The 23069-nt window shown below is 54.6% G+C and carries 20 protein-coding genes; 5 read left to right on the top strand and 15 right to left on the bottom strand.

Features of this window, described 5'->3' with window-relative positions:
- Positions 1-45: 45 nt before the first annotated feature.
- Entirely contained in the window at positions 46-1413 is a 1368-nt protein-coding gene (locus tag P1X16_RS19855; RefSeq protein WP_277232702.1) for a redoxin domain-containing protein, read from the bottom strand.
- 216 nt (positions 1414-1629) lie between these two features.
- Between P1X16_RS19855 and P1X16_RS19860 the strand changes: the two genes are divergently transcribed.
- Complete coding sequence (locus P1X16_RS19860; protein ID WP_277232705.1) at positions 1630-2313, top strand: hypothetical protein; 684 nt, start codon at positions 1630-1632, stop codon at positions 2311-2313.
- Between the two features lie 76 nt (positions 2314-2389).
- Here the strand turns inward: P1X16_RS19860 and P1X16_RS19865 are convergent, their stop codons facing one another.
- The 4 genes from P1X16_RS19865 to P1X16_RS19880 form a co-directional block, all read right to left on the bottom strand.
- Positions 2390-2794: a hypothetical protein gene (locus P1X16_RS19865; protein WP_277232708.1), complete on the bottom strand. Its 405-nt coding sequence runs from the start codon at positions 2792-2794 to the stop codon at positions 2390-2392.
- Positions 2795-3107: 313 nt separating this feature from the next.
- Entirely contained in the window at positions 3108-4940 is a 1833-nt protein-coding gene (locus P1X16_RS19870) for a hypothetical protein (protein ID WP_277232710.1), read from the bottom strand.
- Between the two features lie 465 nt (positions 4941-5405).
- Positions 5406-7307 carry a phosphoglycerate dehydrogenase gene (gene serA / locus P1X16_RS19875; RefSeq protein ID WP_277232713.1) on the bottom strand — a complete coding sequence of 634 codons (1902 nt, stop codon included), beginning with the start codon at positions 7305-7307 and terminating at the stop codon, positions 5406-5408.
- A gap of 155 nt (positions 7308-7462) precedes the next feature.
- Positions 7463-7852, bottom strand: coding sequence for a VOC family protein (locus P1X16_RS19880; RefSeq protein WP_277232715.1), 390 nt, complete (start codon positions 7850-7852; stop codon positions 7463-7465).
- Positions 7853-8090: 238 nt separating this feature from the next.
- Here P1X16_RS19880 and P1X16_RS19885 point away from each other — a divergent pair, with 238 nt between their 5' ends.
- Positions 8091-8780 carry an alpha/beta hydrolase gene (locus tag P1X16_RS19885; protein WP_277232717.1) on the top strand — a complete coding sequence of 230 codons (690 nt, stop codon included), beginning with the start codon at positions 8091-8093 and terminating at the stop codon, positions 8778-8780.
- An 11-nt stretch (positions 8781-8791) separates the two neighbouring features.
- Here P1X16_RS19885 and P1X16_RS19890 read toward each other — a convergent pair whose 3' ends face one another.
- From P1X16_RS19890 to P1X16_RS19905, 4 genes are all read right to left on the bottom strand, one after another.
- On the bottom strand, positions 8792-9502 hold the full coding sequence (locus tag P1X16_RS19890; RefSeq protein ID WP_277232720.1) for a DUF421 domain-containing protein: 711 nt from the start codon (positions 9500-9502) through the stop codon (positions 8792-8794).
- A gap of 119 nt (positions 9503-9621) precedes the next feature.
- Positions 9622-10095 (bottom strand): GNAT family N-acetyltransferase, encoded by a 474-nt coding sequence (locus tag P1X16_RS19895; RefSeq protein WP_277232723.1) that lies wholly within the window; start codon positions 10093-10095, stop codon positions 9622-9624.
- Between the two features lie 265 nt (positions 10096-10360).
- On the bottom strand, positions 10361-11311 hold the full coding sequence (locus tag P1X16_RS19900; RefSeq protein WP_277232725.1) for an aldo/keto reductase: 951 nt from the start codon (positions 11309-11311) through the stop codon (positions 10361-10363).
- Between the two features lie 161 nt (positions 11312-11472).
- Complete coding sequence (locus P1X16_RS19905) at positions 11473-11757, bottom strand: hypothetical protein (RefSeq protein WP_277232729.1); 285 nt, start codon at positions 11755-11757, stop codon at positions 11473-11475.
- A 354-nt stretch (positions 11758-12111) separates the two neighbouring features.
- On the opposite strand from P1X16_RS19905, the gene blaOXA reads away from it, so the two are divergent.
- Positions 12112-12942 carry a class D beta-lactamase gene (gene blaOXA, locus P1X16_RS19910; RefSeq protein WP_277232732.1) on the top strand — a complete coding sequence of 277 codons (831 nt, stop codon included), beginning with the start codon at positions 12112-12114 and terminating at the stop codon, positions 12940-12942.
- Positions 12943-12946: 4 nt separating this feature from the next.
- Here the strand turns inward: blaOXA and P1X16_RS19915 are convergent, their stop codons facing one another.
- From P1X16_RS19915 to P1X16_RS19940, 6 genes are all read right to left on the bottom strand, one after another.
- A complete protein-coding gene (locus P1X16_RS19915; protein ID WP_277232735.1) occupies positions 12947-14293 on the bottom strand; it encodes an alpha-amylase family glycosyl hydrolase in 1347 nt (448 codons plus the stop codon).
- A 121-nt stretch (positions 14294-14414) separates the two neighbouring features.
- A complete protein-coding gene (locus P1X16_RS19920; RefSeq protein WP_277232738.1) occupies positions 14415-14897 on the bottom strand; it encodes a DinB family protein in 483 nt (160 codons plus the stop codon).
- 339 nt (positions 14898-15236) lie between these two features.
- Complete coding sequence (locus P1X16_RS19925; RefSeq protein ID WP_277232741.1) at positions 15237-17063, bottom strand: DUF885 domain-containing protein; 1827 nt, start codon at positions 17061-17063, stop codon at positions 15237-15239.
- Between the two features lie 164 nt (positions 17064-17227).
- Complete coding sequence (locus P1X16_RS19930; protein WP_277232743.1) at positions 17228-19507, bottom strand: T9SS type A sorting domain-containing protein; 2280 nt, start codon at positions 19505-19507, stop codon at positions 17228-17230.
- Between the two features lie 537 nt (positions 19508-20044).
- Positions 20045-20449 carry a DUF983 domain-containing protein gene (locus tag P1X16_RS19935; RefSeq protein ID WP_245119173.1) on the bottom strand — a complete coding sequence of 135 codons (405 nt, stop codon included), beginning with the start codon at positions 20447-20449 and terminating at the stop codon, positions 20045-20047.
- A 129-nt stretch (positions 20450-20578) separates the two neighbouring features.
- Complete coding sequence (locus P1X16_RS19940; RefSeq protein ID WP_277232748.1) at positions 20579-21040, bottom strand: hypothetical protein; 462 nt, start codon at positions 21038-21040, stop codon at positions 20579-20581.
- Positions 21041-21144: 104 nt separating this feature from the next.
- On the opposite strand from P1X16_RS19940, the gene P1X16_RS19945 reads away from it, so the two are divergent.
- Both P1X16_RS19945 and P1X16_RS19950 read left to right on the top strand, forming a co-directional pair.
- On the top strand, positions 21145-22404 hold the full coding sequence (locus P1X16_RS19945) for an AraC family transcriptional regulator (RefSeq protein ID WP_277232751.1): 1260 nt from the start codon (positions 21145-21147) through the stop codon (positions 22402-22404).
- A gap of 135 nt (positions 22405-22539) precedes the next feature.
- Positions 22540-23067: a hypothetical protein gene (locus P1X16_RS19950; protein WP_277232756.1), complete on the top strand. Its 528-nt coding sequence runs from the start codon at positions 22540-22542 to the stop codon at positions 23065-23067.
- The last annotated feature ends 2 nt before the right edge of the window (positions 23068-23069 follow it).

A 23069-nucleotide genomic window follows, 5' to 3' on the forward strand; every position in this document is an offset into this window, starting at 1 on the left:
ACAGAAGGAGAGCAACTCACAGAGAGGCAAGCAGCCAGCAAGGACCTATTTGATATATCGTGCTAAGGTCGCCTTTAGGTCGTCGCCGCGCAGGTTAGTAGCCACGATCTTGCCGGTAGGGCCCACCAAGAAGTTCTGCGGAATAGCCTGCACAAAGTAGCGCGTAGCAACCTCATTACTCCGCCCTTTTAAGTCAGATACTTGCGTCCAAGCTAACTGGTCGTCCTTGATGGCTCTCAGCCATTTGGCCCGGTCCTTCTCATCGTCGAGCGACACGCCCAGAATGTCGAAGTTGCGGTTTTTGTATTCGTTGTAGACTTTAGTAAGGTTGGGATTTTCTGCCCGACAAGGGCCGCACCAGGAAGCCCAAAAATCCACCAACACGTATTTGCCACGGTAATCAGCCAACGATACTTCCTTGCCATCAGGCGTATTTTGAGTGAAGTTGGGCGCTTGTGCCCCAACAGAAACAACTTTGATGTTCTCCAGCATCTGGCCGTATGCTTTGCCCTCCGGGGTATTTTTTACCGCGGGAGCCAGCACGTTGTAGAGCGGCATTACCTTCGCATAATCTGGTACAGGACCAGCCATTTCCTTCAACGCTTCCAAGCTCTCATACGAGTTGGGGTTAGCCTTAATGTAGGCTGCACGCTGCTTGTTGCGCTCCTCGTTCTGCAACTCACGTTTTTCGCTAAGAATTTTTTCTTGCCCTTCCTCGTACCTCTCGACGGCTAGTTTCACTGCTGGGTCGTCGGGGTGCTGTGTGCCAATGATGGCTGCTTTAATAACCTGCAGTCGTGCACCGTATGCGCGGCCATCCTGGCTATTCCGAATGGTAGGCGATAACGCGTTATAAAGAGGCGCTATTTTCGCATACTGCGGAATCGGACCACCCATTCGCTGCAATGCATCTAGACTTACGTACGATTCCGGATTAGCTTTAATAAAAGTCTCGGTTTGCTGATTGCGCTCTTGTGTAAGGGCTTCCTTCTGGGCCTCCAAACGCTTCATGAGTTCTGGTGACTGCTGCTCCGGCGCCGCCGGATATTGTGCCATCAGAGCCTGCATCTTGTTGTTGATTGGCTGCAGCAATGCCTGCAAATTCTCGTATTCCGTCGTTAGCTTGGCCCCCGTGATTTTAGCATTCTTTAAGGAGTCAGCACTATGGAAGAAGGTAGATCCTTCTCCCAGGAAAAAGAAAGTGCGGTCTATGCTAGGGCCAGTATAAGCATCATTTAGTTTCCCACTTGGCACCAGTAGCAACATTGTATATTGGGGAGCATCTACAGTGCCTTTCAACTCGAAAGCACCATTGTGCAGAATGGCAAAGTCATTGAAGTTGCCATCCTGCAACAGGAATATTTTGGCTGGTGGATTTAGCTTGCCAATCGTGCCTTTCAGTGTGAAGGACATCGGTTTTTGGGCACTTGCAGATAAGCCCAGTACTAGCAGTAGACCAAGTAGATACGTTTTCATAGCAGCCGATTATATAGGAAGGTAGTCAGCGAACCTTGCAATTGCAACTGTCTGAAATGCAATTCAATACGAAGGCTGAAAACCTAGCTGCTTATTCCAATTTGCGCCGCGCATACCAGTTGCTTCTTATCTATCTTCAGCTATTCAAGCAACATGAGAAATAAGTACGCCTGCATCATTCAAGCACTGTTTCTGGTAGTTGGCCTCAACGCCTGCCAAAAGCAGTCAAAAACGCGAATGGAAGCCCCCGTGCCTGCTGATGCGGTACCAGCCAACCAAAAGCTGGTAGCCAGTGCAGCAAGAAAAGGTGAGCCCACTGCTGCTCCTGATTCGGTGCAGCAGCTAGCACCGTTTATTCCGACCGGGTATAACCTGCTCGAAGTTACCTCCGGCGACCTGAACCTAGATGCTTTGCCCGATAAGGCGCTCGTGCTCCAACGCGTAGATGCCGATACCTCCGCAATGGGCGACACGCTCACCCGTCCTTTACTGCTGCTGCTCGGCCAACCCAACCACCGCTACCAGCTAGCTGCCCGCAACGACCGGGCCGTTATGTGTTCTGGCTGCGGCGGCATGATGGGCGACCCGTATCAGGGCATCACCATCAAAAAAGGCTTCTTCTCCGTGGAGCACTACGGCGGCAGCGGTTGGCGCTGGACCCACATAAGTACCTTCAAATACGCCCCCGCCAACAAACAGTGGTACCTGCACCGCGAAGGCGGCGACAGTTTCCACGCCGCCGACCCCGAAAAAGTCGAAACCCACGTCGAAACCGTCCGCGACTTCGGCCGGATTCCTTTCAGCGACTACAATTACGAGAAGCGGCTAGAAGAGTAGGTGCCGAGAATACTATTACAAGATTAGCGTCGCCTGTACCTCCAACGGCCTCGGGCTCCACAGCAAGGGCAGTAGGCTACTTACTGTTTGACGTTATATCCTTGTCGGGGATAAAGCCGTGGTTGGTGCCGGGGGCGAAAGGAATATAAAGTCGTTCCCAAGTATCCCCCTCCAGTAGCTCCCAACTGTGGCCAGGGCCTTTGGTGTCTTCCGCCAGAAGAATAATGCCAGGCTCGACAATAAATGTGTCGCCGTTGCTTACCGTGAAGCGCAGATTGCCTTTAGGCGTGACGACAAACTGCGTACGGGGAGCAGGATGAGGCTTATGTTCATTGCTTACTTCGGTCTTGCCAAAAAAGTAAGTAGCTGCTATGTGCGCTTGAATCGGAAGCTTACCTAGCTCAAATGTGCACTGTTCATCATCGGTGTTAATAAGCCGGATGGCCTTGAGGAATTGCGCACCATTCTCGTTTGCTTCCATGTGCATTAGGTTTTCAGCAGAACTACGCTACCAAGGAATAGGCAGTTGGCTAAGCTGTGGACAACAGGCAAAAGTAGAATGTCATGCTTCGACAAGCGCAGCATGACAACCTCCTGATTAGATGGAAAATTAGTAAACCTCAATTATCTAGTACAGCACGCGGAACTTGATGGTGTGTTCCACTTTGCGCAACTCGCCGATTACTTCCTGCTCGTACTGCTTGTCGATGTCGGCTATCACGCTGGCGAACCCGATAATGATGCATGAGCATCATGCTGGTGATGTTGAGGGAGAGAACTGACTTGGGCAGCAGTTATTCGTCCGTGCTAGTTACAGCGAATAGTTCGGGTTGTGCTTTTTGCAAATCTGTGTATTGCTGAGGCGTAAGAAAAATGTAGGCTTCTCCTGCCAGACAAGGATAAAAATTGCCGTTACCGTACTGTTCTTGCATAGCACGCTTTATTAACTCGAAAAACTCGGAATCCAACCAATCGGACTGCACTTTTAGTTGAGTGCGATAAGTCTGTTGACGCAGTTGAAAGCCGAATGATACCCTTTCTTTTTCCGGGTATGTAGCGCCGAATCCGTCTTGCACGTCAACAGGAACGAATGCACCGCGTGAAATAGCTGCGAATCGGCGGGTGACTCTGTCGTATGGATAAGGTGGGTTAGCAGATTCCCAATCCAATTCGTAAATGACATTTGGAAAGCAGCTCAGCACTTGCGCAAAATCAGTTTTTTCGCCCCGTAATGCCTCCTGCCGACCTTCAGCTAGTTGAGTTGGGGAAAGATGAGAGAGCAGCCCTAACTTTTGGTACCAAATTATTAGCTTCTCGATGTTGACCGAAGTAAAGCGGTTGTCGTGAGACTCAGAGGATAAGAAGTAGGACTTGGTACCCCACAGCTTGCGTTGCTCATTTGTTAAAGCAATCAAACCTAGCCGCTCGTTGCCGTATATTGACTGAGCATCCGGCGTGTGGGCTTGATAAAGACGAAGAAGCGAGTTTTGGTCGGCCAACCATCGGTTGATGCTTTGATGGAAATACTCGCCTACTTCTGCTCCGAGGGGTGAAGTGGGGTCGGTGCCGTCTTTGCGCTGATACGCTTGAAAAAAGGTGTTTTCGTAAAGTCGGCCATCAGCCCAGAAACTGATGGTAACGTTTTGTGTCAGAAGGTCTGAATGGTCATCCTTCACTGCTACTGTTACTTTCAAATCGGTAAAGTGAAAGTTTGGGAGTACAGTAGAGAGCTTCGCAAAAAGAATGGGATATAACTCCTGCGGCTTCCGGCTCATATGCCGTAAGTCAATTATTTGGCTATGCTCGCAGTAAGCCAACAATTCAAAAGGCTCTTTCAGCTGGTACGGCTGATATTCACGAAGCAAGCGTAGGTGTTGTGAATCAGAAAGTAAGCCAGCTTGCTGTAGGCGTTGCAGCCACCGGAGTTGCTTGGCTTTGTTTTTAGCATACTTGGCGTGATGCAGCGCGAGTTCAGCGGCCTTTTGGCAAACTTGCACCTCTGTCGGCAATCGGTCTTGCTTGAGTAAGCTTTGTAATTGTTTGTATGCGGTAGCGTCGATCAAGTTAAGCTCGTATAAATCTTGCACTGTTCGGGTGCGGGTTTTCCCCAATACGCTGCGCTTTTCATGTATCCAATGATGCAAAGCCGGCTGGGTAAGCGGCGGATAAATGGTCCACCCCATTTGAAGCATCGAATCCTCGGCTGCAATAGCTTGCTCAATCTTGAGCCGAGCCGGGAGCTGCTCATAGTACCATTGTTGAAAGGCTGCTGTATCGCCTTTGAATCGTTGTTGAGCTTGCTCGTATTTAGTCTTTGCTTCCGAACTCTTTATATCACTAGTGCTATCTGATGCAGAGGCAAGAGCCACGGTCATAGCTTCTGTATCTAGTGTTCTGTAATCAAACTCAGCAGCGAAGGCCTCGGCACAAAAAGCAAGAATAGCAGCCGGACTATTGCTGCTTTCTTCCTCAATGGTTTGAGTTAATTCATCCTGTTCCTGAATACGAAGCTTGCCTAGGCGCATGCGTGTTAACAGCTCGTCGCGCCCGGCAGCAGACAAAATCTGACGCTGATATAATTCCTCAGGTATAGAAGCTTCGGAACTCCAGCCTGAAGATGATTTCATATAAAACCAGCCGACTGCGGCTGCTAGAACGAGTAGGCCTGTCGCAAGTAAATACTTGGAATACAAAAGCTTAAAGTAAGCCATTGTCTATGTTCTTCCATGTATTATTCATGAAGTAGAATTCTGCTATGAGAATGTCAAAGAAGCATTTATCTAAACCGTTTCTTACTCTTATTACGAACCTTACGGCGCTGGTTGACGGCCTTGTTCAGGGCTTTACGCTGCATAGCAGCTTCATCAGATCGGGCAAGTGTAGTCCGAAGAGTTGCCAGAACAATGAAACTGCCACTAAGCCAATAGAGCATAGCAGGCGTACCTGTGTGACCTGGATAAGTGAAGCTCTCAACCCCTCTGTATGTTAGAGTTAAGCCTAAGGCAAGAAAGAATAACCCTGGCCAAAAGAGTAGCCTACCGCTATGGCCTAGTAGTTTTTTCAAACTTGCCTTCTGGTCATCTAAGGCCATTTTAGTACAGCACCCGGAACTTGATGGTGTGCTCCACTTTGCGCAGCTCGCCGATTACTTCCTGCTCGTACTGCTTGTCGATGTCGGTAATCACGTAGCCGATGTGCTCGTTGGTTTTCAGGTACTGGCCGAGAATGTTGACGTGGTGAGCGGCCAGCACGTTGTTGATGCGGGCCAGCACGCCGGGTACGTTGGCGTGGATGTGAATGAGACGGTGCGCCTGCTGCTCAGGTAGCTGAATGTTGGGGAAGTTGACGCTCTGCTGCGTGTTGCCGGTGTTGATGTACTGCATGATGCGCTCCGGCACGAACTCGGCAATGTTGCGCTGCGCCTCGGCCGTGCTACCGCCGATGTGGGGCGTCAAAAGCACGTTGGGCAGGCCGCGCAGCTCACTCTCGAAGCTCTCCTGGTTGGTTTTCGGCTCGTACGGAAACACGTCGACGGCGGCACCGCCGAGGTGGCCGGAGCGGAGCACGTCGGCCAGGGCAGGCAGGTCCACGATGTGGCCGCGGCTGTTGTTGAGCAGCAGCGCCCCGGGCTTCATCATAGCTAATTCGCTGGCTCCGAAGAGGTTGGTGTTTTCCTTGCGGCCATCCACGTGCAGCGTTACTACGTCGGATTGGCGCAGCAGTTCTTCCAAGGTGCGGCACTTCACGGCGTTGCCAAGCTGCAGCTTTTCGGCCACGTCATAGTACACTACTTTCATTCCGACTGCCTCGGCTACCACCGACAGCTGGCTGCCGATATTACCGTAGCCCACGATGCCAAGCGTTTTGCCCCGGATTTCAAACGAACCCTTCGCCGACTTGTCCCACTCGCCGCGGTGCATCTTCGGGTTTTTGTCGGGAATGCGGCGGGCTAGCATGATGATTTCGCCTAGCGCCAATTCCACTACCGAGCGGGTGTTGCTGAACGGCGCGTTGAACACCGCCACGCCTTTCTTCATACAGCCGGCCAAGTCAATCTGGTTGGTGCCGATGCAGAACGCACCCACCGCAATCAGGCGGTTGGCAGCTTCCAGTACGCGGGGCGTCACGTTGGTTTTGCTGCGAATACCCAAGATGCTCACGCCTTCGATGTGCTGCACCAATTCATCTTCGTCGAGGCCGCCGGGAATGGTTTCCACTTGGTAGCCTTCCTGACGAAACAGTTCGGCGGCGCGGACGTCGGGGTTTTCGAGCAGCAGGACCTTGATGCGGTTTTTGGGGTACGAAAGGGTCATGGGAAGCTTGTTCTGGTAGAGAAATTCGTCGAAGGAAGGCAGCACTTCATCGGCGCGGGCCACGACGGCGTCGCGGGTTACGTTTTCGGTGAAGGCGTAGAAGCGGTTGGCAAGGCCTGCTTCCCGGATCTGGTAGTCGGTGTACCCGTCGCCGAGTACATACACGTCGCCAAGGAGGTCGAGCTGGCGCAGTTGCTCGATTTTGCCCCCGTCGCGGCTCAGAATGTTGTTGGCATCGAAGCCGTTGATGCTACCGTCGGGGGCGTAGGTGAACGTATTGGCCAGCACGAAGTCGGCGGCAATGCCGTACTCGGCCACTACCGGCTCAATAAACTCGCGGAAACCACTGCTCACGATATACACCCGCCCCCGAAACTGCTCGAAGAAGCCTCGGTTGCGGGCTATACTCTCCGAAACCTTGCCTTTCAGCCGGGCCACCAAGGGTGCTAGGTGCTGCTGATGCGCGGGCAGTAGCGCCAGCCGCTGCTTCAACGACTCCGAGAAATTCAACTCGCCGCTCATGCCCCGGTCGGTGAGGGCGCGGATGGCGCCGACTACTTTTTCTCGGTCGGGGTGGCCATCCAAGGCAATATCGGCTAGTTCGTCGAGACCTTCTACTTGCGTGAACGTGCTATCGAAGTCAATGATGAGGTACGGAAGCGGCTGCTGTGGTTCGGGCATAACGGAGGCAAGGTAAAACGGAATGCCGAGTCCTATAGGAAAAACCAATAAAAAACGACCATAACTCCCTGCTACCAAGTCAAGGCAACAGCCATCCAGCGCAACGTACTTACATAGATTCCGGGCTGGATTGACGTATAGAATGCAAGTCCGGATTACCCCTCGTAAAATTCCAGTGGCAGCCCGTCGGGGTCTTGAATGAAGGTGAAACGCCGGCCGGTAAACTCATCGACCCGAATGGGCTCCGAGACTACACCGTGGGCATCCAGGCCGCGCACGGTAGCATCTAGGTCGGCTACGGCGAAGGCCAAGTGACGCAAGCCGGCAGCTTCGGGGCGGCTCGGGCGGGGTGGCGGTTCCGGGAAGGAAAACAATTCGATAATGTACTGCCCTTGCAGCGCCAGATCCAGCTTCCATGACTGCCGCTCGGCGCGGTGCACTTCCCGAATAATTTCCAGCCCGAGCACTTCGGTGTAGAACCGCTTGGATACGGCGTAATCCTGGCAAATGATGGCAATGTGATGAACGTGGAGCAGGCCAACCATACGTTGTTACTGGTGACGGTTAAAGAAAAAGCAGACAGTAAAAAGAGCTGCGATAGTAGCAGCAAGTGCTGGTGAAGGTATGCAATACCGTTAGTCTAGGCGGGAAGGCAGGCTAAGAAACCAGGAAACCACAGCAGCCTTAGCTCCAGTGTAAGGTGGAGTTGCCCCAACCTCTACAGCATCAATTTCAAGCCGTATCAGTACACCCGTGTAGACGACTAACAGTAGCTAGACAGGTATGGCACGGCGACAGGAAAAAGAATTTGTGTTGGAAGCCGTAACGGTTGAAGGCACCGACGAGCACGGGGTAGAGGCGCTAGCCATGCAAACCAACGCGGGCCTGATTACGGCCCGTTTGCACCCGGCCGGAGCGGGAGCAGCCGCAGTGGTGTGGGTGGGGGGAGCCGGCGGCGGCCTCGATGGGCCGGCGTGGGGCATGTATCCCCGGCTGGCTGGCCAGTTAGCTGCACAAGGTATTGCCTCGCTGCGCCTGCACTACCGCAAGCCCAATTACCTCGAAGACTGCGTAGTGGACACCCTGCTTGGGGTGCAATATCTGGTGCGGCAACTCGGCTACGGGGCGGTTGCGCTGGTAGGCCACTCGTTTGGCGGAGCCGTGGTGGTGAGTGCAGGGGCGCTGAGCAATGAAGTGGTAGCCGTGGTGGCCATGAGCAGCCAAACCTACGGCACCGATCTAGCCCCGCGCGTCAGTCCCCGAGCCTTACTGGTGCTGCACGGCACTGCCGACGAAATCCTGTCGGATGCCTGCTCCCGAAGCATTTATGAGCGGGCGCAGGAACCCAAAGAAATCTTGCTATACCCTGGTTGCCGGCATGGGCTGGACGAGTGCCGCGACCAAGTAGATGCCGATGTGGTAGGGTGGCTGGTCAAGCAACTAGCTGCTGCTCGACCTGCCGAGCAAGTCTGATGGGTTACACATTAGGCCGTGCGTTTGGTAGTACATACTGCCAACCATGTATCGCTGTGGCAAACGGTGCATTGGGCGGTGCCGTGGGGTAACTCTTGCACGTGGCCGCAAAAGGTGCAGGCATGCGGGCCGGCTTTTTCAATTTGGCGAGGCGGATGCTTCAACCCCTCGGGCCAAATGGGCAAGCCGGGTCGGACTTCGGCATCTTCGAAAAAGAAAGCGCTGAGATTGCCTGTGGCTTCGATATAGGCTCGGCGTACTTGACCGAGGTGTTCTACCTGGTGCTGCCGCAACTCGCCAAAGAGCTCTTTCTGCGTGAGCTTCTGCTTATTAAAATTGGCTAGGTTAATCTCGCCATTTTCTACTAGCAGCACGGGCGCGCCTTCCAGCCAGTCACTGAAGCCAGGGTATTTCTCGGTGAGCCGGTTGAAAACCAAATAAAGCGCCGACACCATCACAAACACCACCAATACGTGCAGCATCGGCACGTCGTCGTAGAACATGGCATCACCAGCGGCCGACCCCAAAGCTAGAATAATGCTCAACTCGAAGATGGACAGTTGCCGTACTCCGCGCCGCCCGGTTACGCGCAATGCGCCGAGTACCAGCAGGTAGGTTAGCAGGCAGCGCAGCGCTATTTCCAGTAGATAGAGCGGCGGCGCCTTATCCGAGAGCAAAAATCTATTCCAATCGAAGGGTTCAATAAAAGCTGCAAGAAGCATAGGTAGACAGGCCAGAAAGTGAAAAGCGCAAAAGCGCAGGTCTTCCTAACGCAATACCCTACTGTTCTGTTTGGTACTTGTTGAGCTAGAAGCGCACCGCCCTTGGCGGGGTTGCTGCCCTACAGCTCAATCATGGGCAGTATCATGTGCTGTGTGGTAACCGTGAAGCCTTGGGCCGCCCAAAATTGCTGCGCTGCCGGGTTAGCTACGGCTACTTGCAATTCGAGGTGGTCGGCTCCTTGCACGGTAAGCCAGGCTTTGGCCGAATTGAAGAGCGCCCGGCCCATGCCCTGCCGCCGGTGTGCTTCCTCTACAATGGTTTCGGCAATGTAGCCACGGCGGTGGAAGTGCATGCCCCGGCTCCCAATCTGGTAGGTGGCCACCAGCAAGCCCGCTAGCCCACCCGGTTTTTCTACCACAAAAATGCGAGTATAGGCCTCGTAAAGCCGGTCGCGCAGCAGGCGCCGCAATTCCGCTTTGGCGGCCCGATAGTAACCAAAGACGGGGTGGTAGGCTTGGTGCATTTCCATCAGTTCGCACCACAGCCGGTACAACTCGTCGAGGTCTTGGGAAGTAGCTTCGCGGATGATCATACAAGGGTGAACGAGGACGGGCCTACAAAGGCAAACAAGTGAAAGTAGGGCCGCAAACGCTAGTTCGCAAACTGCCGACGGGTCAAGTATGAAAGATATCTGTAGGTATCCAGCAATACATCAGAGTATTACGAAGGTTTGTAAATCTTAAAAGCCTGCTGCAGAGCTTCAAACTCTGGTACCAAAAACGCCAGTGCCTTGCGTAAGACACTGGCGTCAAGAAAGACTAAGAAGGCTGCCCTTTGGCTAGCACTTCATGCAGCGGTTAGGAACTAGCTTCACCTAGCTCCTGCAAATCCTGAGCATTTAGTTGCAGTTCGGTGGCTTTCAGGAGTTCTGTCACTTGCTCGACGCTAGTGGCGCTGGCAATAGGAGCCGTCAGGCCGGGTTGGGCCATTATCCAAGCCAAGGCCACCTGGGCCGGTGTGGCTTGCTGGCGAGCCGCTACTGCGTCGAGGGCGCGCAGGATAGTAAGGCCTTTTTCATTGAGGTATTTCTGACCCACTCCGCCGCCCCGGGCGCTCTTCTGAAGGTCGGCTTCCGAGCGGTATTTGCCGGTGAGAAAGCCGGCCGCCAGTCCGTAATACGGTATCACGCCGATGTGGTGCTCTTGGAGCAACGGCAGTAGCTGCTGCTCGAATTCCGCTCGGTCGTAAAGGTTGTAGAGCGGCTGTAGCGACTCGTAGCGTGGGAAACCATGCGCAGCACTAGCTTCCACTGATTCGCGCAGGCGCTCGGCCGTGAAGTTGGAAGCTCCAATAGCGCGTACTTTTCCTTGTTTCACTAGCTGCGCATACGCTTCTAGGGTTTCCTCTACGGGCACGGTCGGGTCGTCTTTGTGCGACTGGTAGAGGTCGATATAGTCGGTTTGGAGGCGCTTCAGGGAGTTTTCTACGGCCCGCAAAATGTAGTTTTTGGCAAGACCTTTGTTTTCGGGATTCACTTCCCACCCTACTTTGGTGGCAATTACCACGTCGTCGCGGCGGCCGCGCTGCTTGAGCCACTTGCCGATGATGGTTTCCGATTCGCCGCCTTGATGGCCGGGTACCCACACGGAGTAGCCATCGGCGGTATCAATGGCGTTGCCGCCACCTGCCACGAAGGCATCTAAAATCTGAAAAGAAGTGGCTTCGTCGGCCGTCCAGCCAAAGACGTTGCCGCCCAATACGAGCGGCGCAATATGGAGGCCAGAGCGGCCTAGTTCACGATGTTGCATATCGGTAGAATGAATAAGGCCACTCACACGAGCAGCCAGAACACGCTATCAAACTGCAAATCCGGAATTGGGTTCTAAAATTCTATAAGTAAACAGCCCTGGCAGCGGGAGTTAGTACTTCACTCCTCGCTACCAGGGCTGCATGTTATGAGGCTTATGCTTTAGGGTTTGCGGTCCTGCTGCCGATTGATAATGCTAGGCTCTAAAGGCAAATCTAGTTGTAGAAGGTAAGGCTCAAGGCAGCGCTGATTGGTGAACGTGCGAAAGAAGTCTAGCTCTGGGCAAGTCTGCTCCATCCATAGCTCACAGTAATAAGTGCCCATATAGTAGAGGTTGATGCTGTAGTTGCCTTCTGGCCGACCAGCTAAGTAGGTTCCATGGCTAAACAAGTAGCCACATTGCTCCTCAGGCGGTAACGTGAGAAATTCGTGGTGAGTTAGTTTCATGGTCAAGAGAATTGGAGTGCGCTACTCTTCCTGCATTCTTCGTACCACGTAGTAATAATTCTGTAACATAAAGCTGAAAACTATGGCTAAGTCATTTTAATCAGCGTGTTATGTTTTGTATATTCCTTATGTCTGCAAAAGCTGAAAATTTCAATTCGGGAAAAAATCTAGGATCGGGATTCTCATTCTGAAATTGCACTCATCAACAGAGGTTTGAACTTAGCTAGGAAAGTACTTTCTCTTGAGTGAAAGATACGGTCGTGCCCACGGCTGAAGCAGGGAGAGCAGGCCTAAGGAAAGAAAAAAGTGAGCAGCTAGCTTTTAACTTGCTGCCCCTTCATCCTCCTGTTTGCTATGCGGTTCCTATTCCTGATTTCGCTGCTTCTGCTCTGGATACAACCAGCCCCCGCGCCATCAATAGTGGAGCGGAACTTCCAGAAGCATTTCAGCCAATACGGTCTGCAAGGATCCTTTTTGCTGTATGATGAGCAAGCTGCCCGCTTCACCGCCTATGACCTGAAGCGCTGCCGCCAAGGGTTCCTGCCCGCCTCCACCTTCAAGATTCCCAACACCATCATCGGCTTGGAAACTGGTGTAATTCAAGATACCAGCCAGATCATGAAATGGGACGGCCAGAAACGGAGCTTTCCGCAGTGGAACCAAGACATGACGCTGGCCCAGGCGCTGCGCGTTTCCTGCGTACCGTGCTACCAGCAGATAGCGCGTGGCGTGGGCGCCAAACGCTACAACGAAAAGCTGTCCAACTTGCGGTTCGGTGCAATGCGGGTAACGGAGGCTACCGTCGACAGCTTCTGGCTCACGGGCTCTTCGCGCATCACCCAGTTTCAGCAAATTGATTTCCTGCGGCGCCTGTATGCCAACCAGCTGCCTGCCACGCGTGAACATCAGCAGACAACCAAAGCCCTGCTTGAACTCCGCCGCACGGCTGGCTACCGCCTCTACGGCAAAACCGGCTGGACTGGGAGGGCAGTTGGCCTGGCTGCCCCCATCGACAATGGTTGGTTTGTGGGCTGGCTGGAGCGCACCGATGGCCGCACGTTCTACTTCGCCCTCAATGCCGAGCCCCAACCCGGCCGTACCGTTGCCGATACCAAGTTCATTCCGGGCCGCCGGGCGATTACCGAGGATATCTTGGCGGAACTGCAACTACTGTCGCCGCAATAGTTGCCTACACCCGCTCTAGCACCCGCCAGCCGTGGGGCGAAACCGATAGCTCAGATCCGGCTTGCAGTTCTAGTTTTTCGCCGCTGAACACGTCGTAGTAGATACCTGCAGCTTCAGCAGGTAGCGTCAGCTGCTGTGGCGTGGCGGCTATATTGATGGCAGCAAGCACAGCCGCCTCCTCGTGGCGGCGAATGAAGGCGTACACGTCGGGGGCGGAGGGCAGGCGCTCGAAGCGGCTTTCTAAGACGCCGTTGTGCAGGGCGGGGTGGCGCTTGTTGAGTTGCAGCAGCTTGGTGTAAAAGTCCTGTAGTGGGTAGTCTTGCCAGTCTATGGGGTCCCGGTCGAAGAAGGCCAGCCGTTTTTGCAGCGCCGCTTCTTGCCCGCTGTACACGAGTGGCATACCCGGCAGCAAGGCGGTCAGCACCGCGAAGGGCAGAGCGTTGGTACCTAGTCGTTCGTACTCGGTGCCATCCCAACTGTTTACATCGTGGTTGCTGGTGAAGTGCATCAGGTACACGCTCGGCGGATATTTAGCTCGCTCGGCGGCCAGGTAAACATCGATGTCGTGGAGTGGCTGCTTGCCCTCGGCAATGTGGTCGAGTAGGTAGTGCAGGCGCAAGCCAAACGTCATGTCGAAAGCGCGTTCGAGCAGACGGGTATTGCCGTCGAATTCTTCCCAGGTGAGGCCACCCGAGGGGTACAACTCGTCCCATTCAGCCAGCATGAATATGGGCTTCACTTGGTCTAACTCCTGGCGGGCAGCATCCCAGAAATCGGTGGGCACGAGGCCGGCTACGTCGCACCGGTAGCCGTCGATGTCGGCTTCGCGCACCCAGTACAGCAGCGCATCGGTCATGTAGCGGCGCAGGGCTGGCTGGTTGTAGTCGAGGTCGATTACATCGTGCCAGTCGGGGATGGGCGGCACAAAATTGCCGGCTGCGTCGCGGGTGTACCATTCCGGATGTTCAGCCACGAGCGGATTGTCCCAGGCGGTGTGGTTGGCTACCCAATCAATCAGCACGTAGAGGCCAAGTTCGTGGGCGGCTTGCACAAGGTGACGCAAATCGTCGAGTGTGCCGAACTCCGGGTTCACGCCGTAATAGTCCTGCACGGCATACTGGCTGCCCAACGTGCCCTTGCGGTTCACGGCGCCAATCGGGTGAATCGGCATCAGCCAGATAATGCCCACGCCCATATCAGCCAAGCGCGGCAAATGCGCCTCGAAAGCTTGAAATGTGCCCTCTGGCGTATACTGGCGCAAATTTACTTCGTAGATGCTGGTATGAGTTGCCCAAGCCGGGTGCTGTACTTGGAACAGATGCGAGTCGGGGTGTAAAGCAGGATTTAACACAGTGCGGAGGCTTTTTGAAACAACTAAAACTGCCTGTGCCTACGCAGAACGGGTTGCTGACAGTTGAAAGCGCTGCCGTTGATATTATCCTTTCTCCTGATGCCTAAGGAACCAGAACAGGTCAAAACCGGATAACGTCGGTGTCAACGGGGGTGTAGCCTAGTTGCCGGCTCATGCTAAGCAATTGGCCTTTGTGGTGAAACTCGTGCGTGACTACGTGAGTGAACAGTGCCAGCGGCGTCAGCAGTAGTGGCTCGGAGCGGCGCGAAACTGTGTATGGCTTCGCCATTTGCCACTGATCTCCGACGTAGGCGCCATACGCGGCTACCAAAGTATCCACTTCCTGATACAGTTGATGTACTGCGGCTACATCAAGAGTTGTGGCCGGGTCGAAATAGGAGCGAGGCTTGCCTTGCGCCACAACTCCTAGCCAGTGCCAATACACATTTGCTACATGCACCAGCAAGTCGCGCAGGCTGCTGTTGTTGAAAGCTGGTACGGGAGCAATAAAGTCAGTGGGTGTCAGCGTAGCGCAGTAGTCGAGCAACGCGCCGCGGGCACTTTGCACCAAAGCATACTGAGCGAGAAGAAGGCTAGTCATCATTGGCCAATAGGTTTTTCTACCATAGGATGTTCTACCATAGAAGCAGCAACTAACAAGTATTAAACTGTCATGCTGAGCGCAGCCGAAGCATCTCGCGTGCTGACCGTGCTGCCATTGTTATACTATTGTCATGCTGAGCGGAGTCGAAGCATCTCGCTCGAATCATTGTTAGTACCACAACGTCAGCACGCGAGATGCTTCGACTTCGCCTCCGGCTTCGCTCAGCATGACAGGTAGTTTGGCAACCTCAGTTCGCCAGATGCTTTGGTGCCTGGCTTGATACCCCACATGCTCAGCTACCACGCTGATCATGTGGGGTATCAAGCCGAACTTTTAAGTTTACTTCTGCCGAGCGGCCCAGGCGTCCATTTTGCGTTCTAGTACGGCTAGGGGCATGCTGCCACCGGCTAATACTTCGTCGTGGAAGGCGCGGAGGTCGAACTTGGAGCCTAGCTGTTTGGCGTACCGGTCGCGCAGTTCGCGCAGCTTGAGGGCGCCCGTTTTGTAGGCTAGCGCTTGCCCAGGAATGGCCATGTAGCGTTCAATTTCGGCGGTGGCACCTTGCTCGCTGATGGGTTCGTTGTCCATCATGTACTTGATGGCTTCTTCGCGGGTCATGTTTTTAGAGTGCATACCCACGTCTACTACCAAGCGAATAGCGCGGTGAATTTCGTCACCCAAGGCACCAATTTTCTGGTAGGGGTCCGCGTAAAGGCCTAGCTCCGGCCCCAGGCTTTCACAGTACAAGGCCCACCCTTCACTGAAGGCCGGATAGGAGGCGAAGCGGCGGAATTTGGGCAAGCCCGTGTTTTCCTGCTGCAACGACAACTGGTAGTGATGGCCCGGAATGGCTTCGTGCGCAAACAACGACTCCATGCCCGACGTGGTATTGAACTTGGTGGCATCGAGAATGGGCACGTAGAAAATGCCGGGCCGCGAGCCGTCGGGGGTGCCGCGGTTGTACTCGGCCGAGGCGGTAGCGGCCCGGAACGCTTCAGTCTGGCGAATCTCGAATGGCGACTTCGGCGTGCGGCCAAACAGCTTGGGCAGGTTGGGCGTGATGCGGGCCTGGATGGCGCGGAAGGCGTTAAGCACGTCTTCGGGTGTTTTGTAAGGCGTAAACTTTGGCTCGGAATTCAAGTAGGTGAAGAAGGCCGGTAAGTCGCCTTGAAAAGCCACTTGCTTCTTTACCGCTTCCATCTCGGTTCGAATGCGCTTTACCTCGCTCAGGCCAGTTTGGTAGATGGCGTCGGGGGCGCGGTCGGTGGTGGTCATCAGCCGCACGTTGTAGGCATACATTTCGGTGCCGCCGGGCACAGCAGCCAGGCCGGTGCTGGTGCGGGCTTTGGGTAGGTACTCGGTTTGTAGAAAGTCGGCCAGCTTGCGGTAGGTGGGTACCAGTTGGGTAAGAATGGCCTGCTGATACGCGGCCGTCAGGCGGGTTTTGTCGGCTTCCGAGAAGCTGGCCGGCATCCGCGTGATAGGACCGTAGAACAGGCTCTTACTGGCATCAGTGGTGATCTGGGCTTGTAGCTGCGGCACCATTTTCAGCACCAGGGCCCGCGGCAGCACGACGCCCGCCTTCATGCCCTGCCGGAAGTTGCTAACGGCCGAGTCGGCCCACACCGGAAACTGCCCGATACGCTTCAGCCAATCGTCGTAGTCTTTCACGGTTTTGAAGGGCTGCGCGCCGGTGCCCGCGCCCAACTGACCGAGCGTATTAGGCAAGCTATAGAACTGCGCAAACGGCATCATCCAGCTGTTCAGCTTCAACCCATTGAGCCGGCTTTCCATTTCGTACTGGAAGATGTCGTAGCTCACTTGATCCTCAGCCGACAACTTGCTTCGGTTGAACTGCTTGAGCGACGTTAAGTACTGCTGGTAAAACTGCTGTTGTTGCTGCCGGAAAGCGCGGGTTTGGTCGTTGGGTAGCTGGTCGTTGTAGCGGTTGTCGCCCTGGCTGGTGGCGTTGAGCGGAAACAGCTTGGCGCGGTCTTCCCAGTAGGTGTCGAAGAGCTTGGCTAGGGGCGCCGAGGCCGTAGTAGAAGCGGCGGCTGTCGTGGCAGTGGCTTTAGCGGCTGGCGCAGGTTTTTTCGTTGACTGTGCTGTAGCTAATCCGGCGGGCAGCCACAAGGCAGCGAGCAGGGCAAAGGAGGTTGTTTTCATTGGTTGGGCGCGTGCAAATGAGGAAAGCAAGCTACGCCTTTCAGGGCAACGGCGGAAAACAGTCACTGGATTTTCCAACTAAAAACCCCGTGCCACACTACGGCGGCACGGGGTTTCACTTCATGACGAAGAAGGTTGCTTGACGTAGCTAGCTTAAGGAGTTGTTACTCTTTTACAAACTTGAACACCTTGCTTTCCTTTCCTTCCGCTTTAAGCAAATAGGTGCCGGGCTTCAAGTTTTTTACATGAACGACAGGCTGGTTTGGTGCTATCCGCGTGGTGCTTACCATCACTTTTCCGGTAAGATCATAGACCGTTACTTCGGCATTTTCAGCTATTCCAGTAATTGTTAGCTCACTGGAAGCGGGATTCGGATACAGCCTCATTTCGCCTCTGCCCACCAAAGCCTTCGACTCGCTATCTACACTTGTGCGTGCCACGGCGGATTTGCTGCCGGGGTCGGTTGGGAGGCCATTTGCCTCACGGATAAGTTGGAAAATGTGGTCAGGCCGCACCACCACATAATCGGTGTTGAGCGAGGTGGCCACGTTCTTGAAATTGGAGGGCTTTACATCGGTCCAGGGCTGCGCTTGAATAATTACGAAGCGTGGGGAGTTGCCATCCCACCCGGCCGAGGCACTGGCAATGTGGTCTTTCATGGCTTGTTCGTTTGTGCAGTAATTGCAGGAAAGCGCCATGCCCGGCAAACTCTGCTTGTAGATGGTCAGGCCGCCCCCTGTGTTTTGGCCGGTCAACCCAAGTAAAGACGGCGCTTTCTCCGCGAAGCTCTGGCCGACATTCTCGTTGATACCCCCGATGATGGTATTCCAAACCGTGACAACCCGGAAGCCCGCCCGCCGATTATACTCCTCCGTTTTTGCCACAAACTGGTTCAGTGAATTCTGATCAGGAAAGCTGTTCGGGTAAGTGTAGCCGTAGCCCGAAGGACCCGAAATCAGGTTGTCGTTGGCGGTAGCGGTTTGCCAGTAGTAGTTCAGGGCGCCCGGCATGGCATCCAGCATGGCCGGCGACAGAGTCCAGCCCATTGGCACCGATCCTCGGTCCTGGTTATTCCACAGCTTGCGCATCAGGTGCTCGACGTACTGTAGGTTGTCGCCGTCACTCAAGATGAATGCAACGTAGATCTTGTTTTGTAGGGCGGGTTTCGGTGGTATAGGCTTGAGGTTTATTTTCCGAGGCATCCCGCTGTGCATGGTCAGGTTGGTGGCGTAGTCGCTGGCAATGGTGGCAATGCCGTAGCTAGAGGCCCGCTCCACACCGGGTTGTTCCTCGGGCCACCATCCCATCACGTTCGAGCCGGCTGGCATCGAGGCCAAGAAGCTGTTCAGGAGCTCACTCTCACCGGCCACTTTCGGGTCGAGCCAGATAACTGCGGCCCCGAGCGCCGTTGCGTACTCCCGTAGGGCTGATTTGTGGGTATCCGGATTCAACCCAATCAGCAGCCGATGGTCAAGCTTAGGCCAGTACTTGCTGTAGATGGTCTGATATACTTGCAGTTTGCTGCTAAACTGGCCGCGCAAATCAAGCAAGACTGGTAAGTTGTAGGGCGAAGCGGTAAGCCGGGATACCAAGTCTGGCGAGGCAATGAGGGCTTTTTTATCCTTGGCCAATAGCGTTGCCAGGTTCACGGTGTGAATCTGCGCGGGATCATACACGATCAGGCCCGATACCTCGCTCCGATACTTGGTGATAAGGTCCCACTTATCCGCGGGTTCAGACCAATTCAACCCCAACGACTCCAACCACGTGTAGGGGCCTTCCGCATAGGCGTCGCCTTCGTACGAAAAGATGCGCGGCTGTTTCTTGTTTACGATGCCTTTCAGCGACGCAAACAAGTACATTTCGGCAGACGATTGATTTTGCTGCAGCCCAACCCAATCCACTTTCGTGTAGGAAGTGCCGCGCCAAAACACGCGTATTTCCAACGATTGATTGGCCGCCGGCATCGTAAACGGCAGCGTAAAGTTGGTGTAGTCGGAAGCTATGGGGAATTGCCGGCGGGTGAGTGTGCGCTTGGCCAGCGTCTGGCCCGTGGTGGCATTCCGAACATCAAGGTCCACTATCGAATCGTTGTTGGCGGTATTGTTGTCGACCTTCAAGCGAAACTCGGCCACATTCGGTCCAGCTGGTACGCTGGTATCGTAGGGCCCATAAATCATATGCCGATTGGGCTCGTCAATGCCCGTCTGGCAAAGCCACCCGTCGCTTTCCAAGCGCCCCGTGCCGTGGCCAAGCGACGAACCTTCCGCTTCCCAGCGGGAAGTAGCTTCGCGTAGATAAATTAAATCCTGCGTTTTGGCCGGCTCCGGAAAGGAGGGAAGCAGTTGACCGGCCGGCCATTTTATTTGGCCCATAGAGGGAACAATGATCATCTGGAGCAAGCACAAGAGCACCACTCCGTTTATTCTGAATGAACTAATCATAAGAGTAAGGTTAGGTTGATAATGGGTTGCCTTTTAATGGTTTGACTCGCACACCTCAGTGTATCCGAATATAGAACTTAGGGAGTAAAGTTTGCTGTGATAAAGTGCCGTAGCTGCTTGCTAAATAGTTTTAGCAACTCGTTTTTCGGTAGGTGTTAACCACAAGCATGGATTTGGCAATCGGCACGTTATCAAGTCTTTGGGCAAGCGAGTACTAGCCTTGTCACCAGGTGGTGCAGGATGATTTAGGCCTGGCTTTAAAGCTTGAAAAGCAATAATTTTGAACGAAATACTGGTGGCCCGAACCACCCACACCTAAGGAGGCGGTGCGTCAGAACCGAAGTCACACTGCTCCGCCTTCTGCTATACATGAACAGGCATACTGGAAAAACACAAAACCCGCTCTTGGGCGGGTTTTGGTGAGTAATTGCCTTCAAGTAAGCGTATTGCTACTTCATATGTAGTGCCGATGGTATAGGCAACATTAATTGAAAGCGTCCTCGTTTAGTAGCCTCTACCGCAAAAAAGGATATGCCGTTAAGCAGACCGACGCGACGTGCCTGCCCGGTCGGGGTCGTAGTGCACGCCGCCAAACCAATACAGCATTAGGGTGCGCGAATAACGCAAGCTAAGCGGCGTAAGCAGCACCGATGCCACCGCCACACTTACAATGTATACCCATGTATCGGGGTCGTTGAGCAGGAAGTACACACCAAACCCCACAACCAGCATGATGCCCGTTGAGAAAGCAAAGCTGATGTACATAGCACCCCAATAGAAGCCTGGTTCCGGTTCATAAGCTTGTCCGCATACTGGGCATGCGGCCGGCATGTCGGCGAACTTGGTCAGGTTGAAGGCTGAGTAAGTGAATAGCCGACCTTGGTGGCAGCGCGGGCAGCGTTGCTGCAACGCCGCTAATGTAGAAGAGTCTGTTGCTGACATGGTACGAACACTGAAGTGAGCTATGCTAGTAAGGGGTACTACGTCCAAAAAGGGCAAAGGAGCTAGTTTTACCGCGCTAATTAGTGTTTGCACCTCTCACCTTAGCTGCTAGCGGACTTCGTTTTGCCGTTATTCATCACCGAAATTGCGCAGCCGCTTCTTGCTGAGTTCGTAGCTCAGAATGGCCGGAACATAGAACGTGACGTCGGCTAGCAGCTTCGCCAGCACGATGCCGGCCCCAAAGTTGCCGAGCCAGCGGGGTAGATAAAACATAAGCGCCGGGCGAATAAGCAGACTATCCAGCACCTCGGCTAGCCCGAACTCCACTGCCAGTGCCCGCACGTTGCGCCCGAAGATGCGGCGCGTGTACGGTCTGTTTTGGGCGTGACAGGCGCGGCGGGCCAGCAGTACATCTTGCCCCAGCAGATACCCGAAGTACGCCACGTTGCCGGCCCAGGTGCCCGCCAAGGCGGCGCTCAACTGGCTGTGGGTGCTGTGCAGCGTTAGCCAAGCACCCACCAGCGTGGCGGCCATGGATAAGATTTCGGCGGGCAAGTACCGGCGCAGCCATTCCCGGATTTTCTGTTTCATGCGGGCCAGGTGCGAGACACTAAAGAAACCACTATTTTACTGGTAGCAAGAGTACGTTACGGGCCCGCAATATCCGGCGTGCTTTTTTGTCTTTCTCTGGTTTTATGCAGCTACCGCTTACGCCCTTAGTCGTGCTCCTGTTTGCGGTTATAGCCCAGGCCGTGTTTGCGGCGGGACTATTGGGGCTGGCTCGCGCCAACCAGTTGCCCAACCGCTTTCTGGCTCTGCTGATGCTGGCTATTGCGCTGTGGCTGCTCGATGGCTTTTTCCGGGTGGCTAACATCTACGCGCAAAACCCAAACTGGTATTTCGCTCCTATCTACTACTCGTTTGCCTTCGGGCCGTTGCTGTATTTCTACGTGCGCAGCCTGATCAATCATGATTTTCGGTGGGAAGTGCGCTATTGGTGGCACTTCGTGCCGGTGCTGGTACAGGCGGCACTCTACGGCTGGCTGCGCTGGCAAGACTACGAAACCCGCAACTGGTTTTGGCAAACTATCCACCGGCCTTATACCTACCGGGTGGAGTTTGTGGGGACCTGGCTTTCCCTAACCATTTACTTGGTGCTGAGCTTGCGCCTGTTGCGCCAGTACCGCCGCTGGCTACTCGACAATTTCTCGGAAACGTCGCAGCTGCGGTTGCTGTGGCTGCGCACGCTGCTGGTGCTGGTGGCAGTGGTAAGCGTGCAATGGCTAGTTGAGCTGGTACTACGCGAGTTCTTCGGGCTTTACTACCGCTACGACTACTCCACCGAACTACTTGGCGTAGTGGTGTTCCTGATAGGAGTAGTGGGCCTACGTCAAGCCGATATGCAGGCGGTCCGCTTCGCCCCGGAAGAAGAGCCAGATTCCTTCGTGCCGGTTGCCGCCGCTTCAACCGCGCCAGAACCGGCCGTGGATGTGCCTTCGCCAGGCGAGTACGCTCGGGCCGTTGCGGCTGGTGTGCATAATACCAATGAATCAGCTGCGAGTATTCAGGGTGAAACCAGCGTAGCAGCGCCAGTGGTGAAACTCGCTGCTACGGCGGTAGACGAGGCCGTGGTGGCGCGTATCCGGCGGGCACTGGAAGACGAGCATTTGTATTTAAATCCTACGCTCACGCTGGCCGAGTTGTCGGAGCATACAGGACTGGCACCCCGGCTTATTTCCTTCACCGTCAACAACGGTTTCGGCCAGTCCTTCAACGACCTGGTGAACAGCTACCGAGTGGCGGAAGTGAAACGCCGCCTCGCCACCCCCGACGCGCGGCGGCTAACCCTACTTGGCATTGCCTTCGAGAGCGGCTTCAATTCCAAGACCACCTTCAACCGCATCTTCAAGCAGTTTACCGGCGTAGCCCCCCGCGACTACCGAGTAGGTGAATAAGAAGCGAGAACAAATAGCTTTTAGCTTCTTGCAATAGCGCCCATATCATGATATGGGGCGTTCCAATGCTGGATTCGGGGCGTTCGGGGCAATGCGGGTTGCCACTTTTGGGTCATACTTCAACCCGGTATGACCATGAAAACACTGCTCTTGCTGGCTGCCCTGTTGGCTGCCCCCACCGCCGCCCTGCTGGCCCAAACCACGGCTGCTGCCCCTTCGGCTTGGTCGAATCATAGCCGCGTACTGCCCGACAAGCTGCGGCAGGTGCCGGTAGGTATTACGCTCTGGCACACGCCCAATCCTGTTTATCCGGAGCCTAACCCCGAGCAGCCGGGCGGCTACGTCTGGAAGCACAACACCATGATTCGCTCAGAAGTAGGGGAGCTGGAAGTGGTGGAATGCGGCAGCTTCATCTGGTATAATGCGGAGGGCTGGAAGGCCAACATGAGGGAAACCCAGGCGGAGTTTGCCGAGCTATTCCGCTGCCCCGGTGCGCGGCTACAGGCCGGCCAGACCTACACGTTCGAGAAAAATTACCGCTATGCCGACAGCGCCCATCGCCTCTACGGCGGCGATGCCCTCTGGTACGTGCTGGCCAAAGACAAAACCGGCAAACTCTATAAAGGCACCGGCCTCATCGAAACAGAAGCCACTGTCCGCTAAAC

Source organism: Hymenobacter sp. YC55 (assembly GCF_029433095.1).
Taxonomy (GTDB): domain Bacteria; phylum Bacteroidota; class Bacteroidia; order Cytophagales; family Hymenobacteraceae; genus Hymenobacter.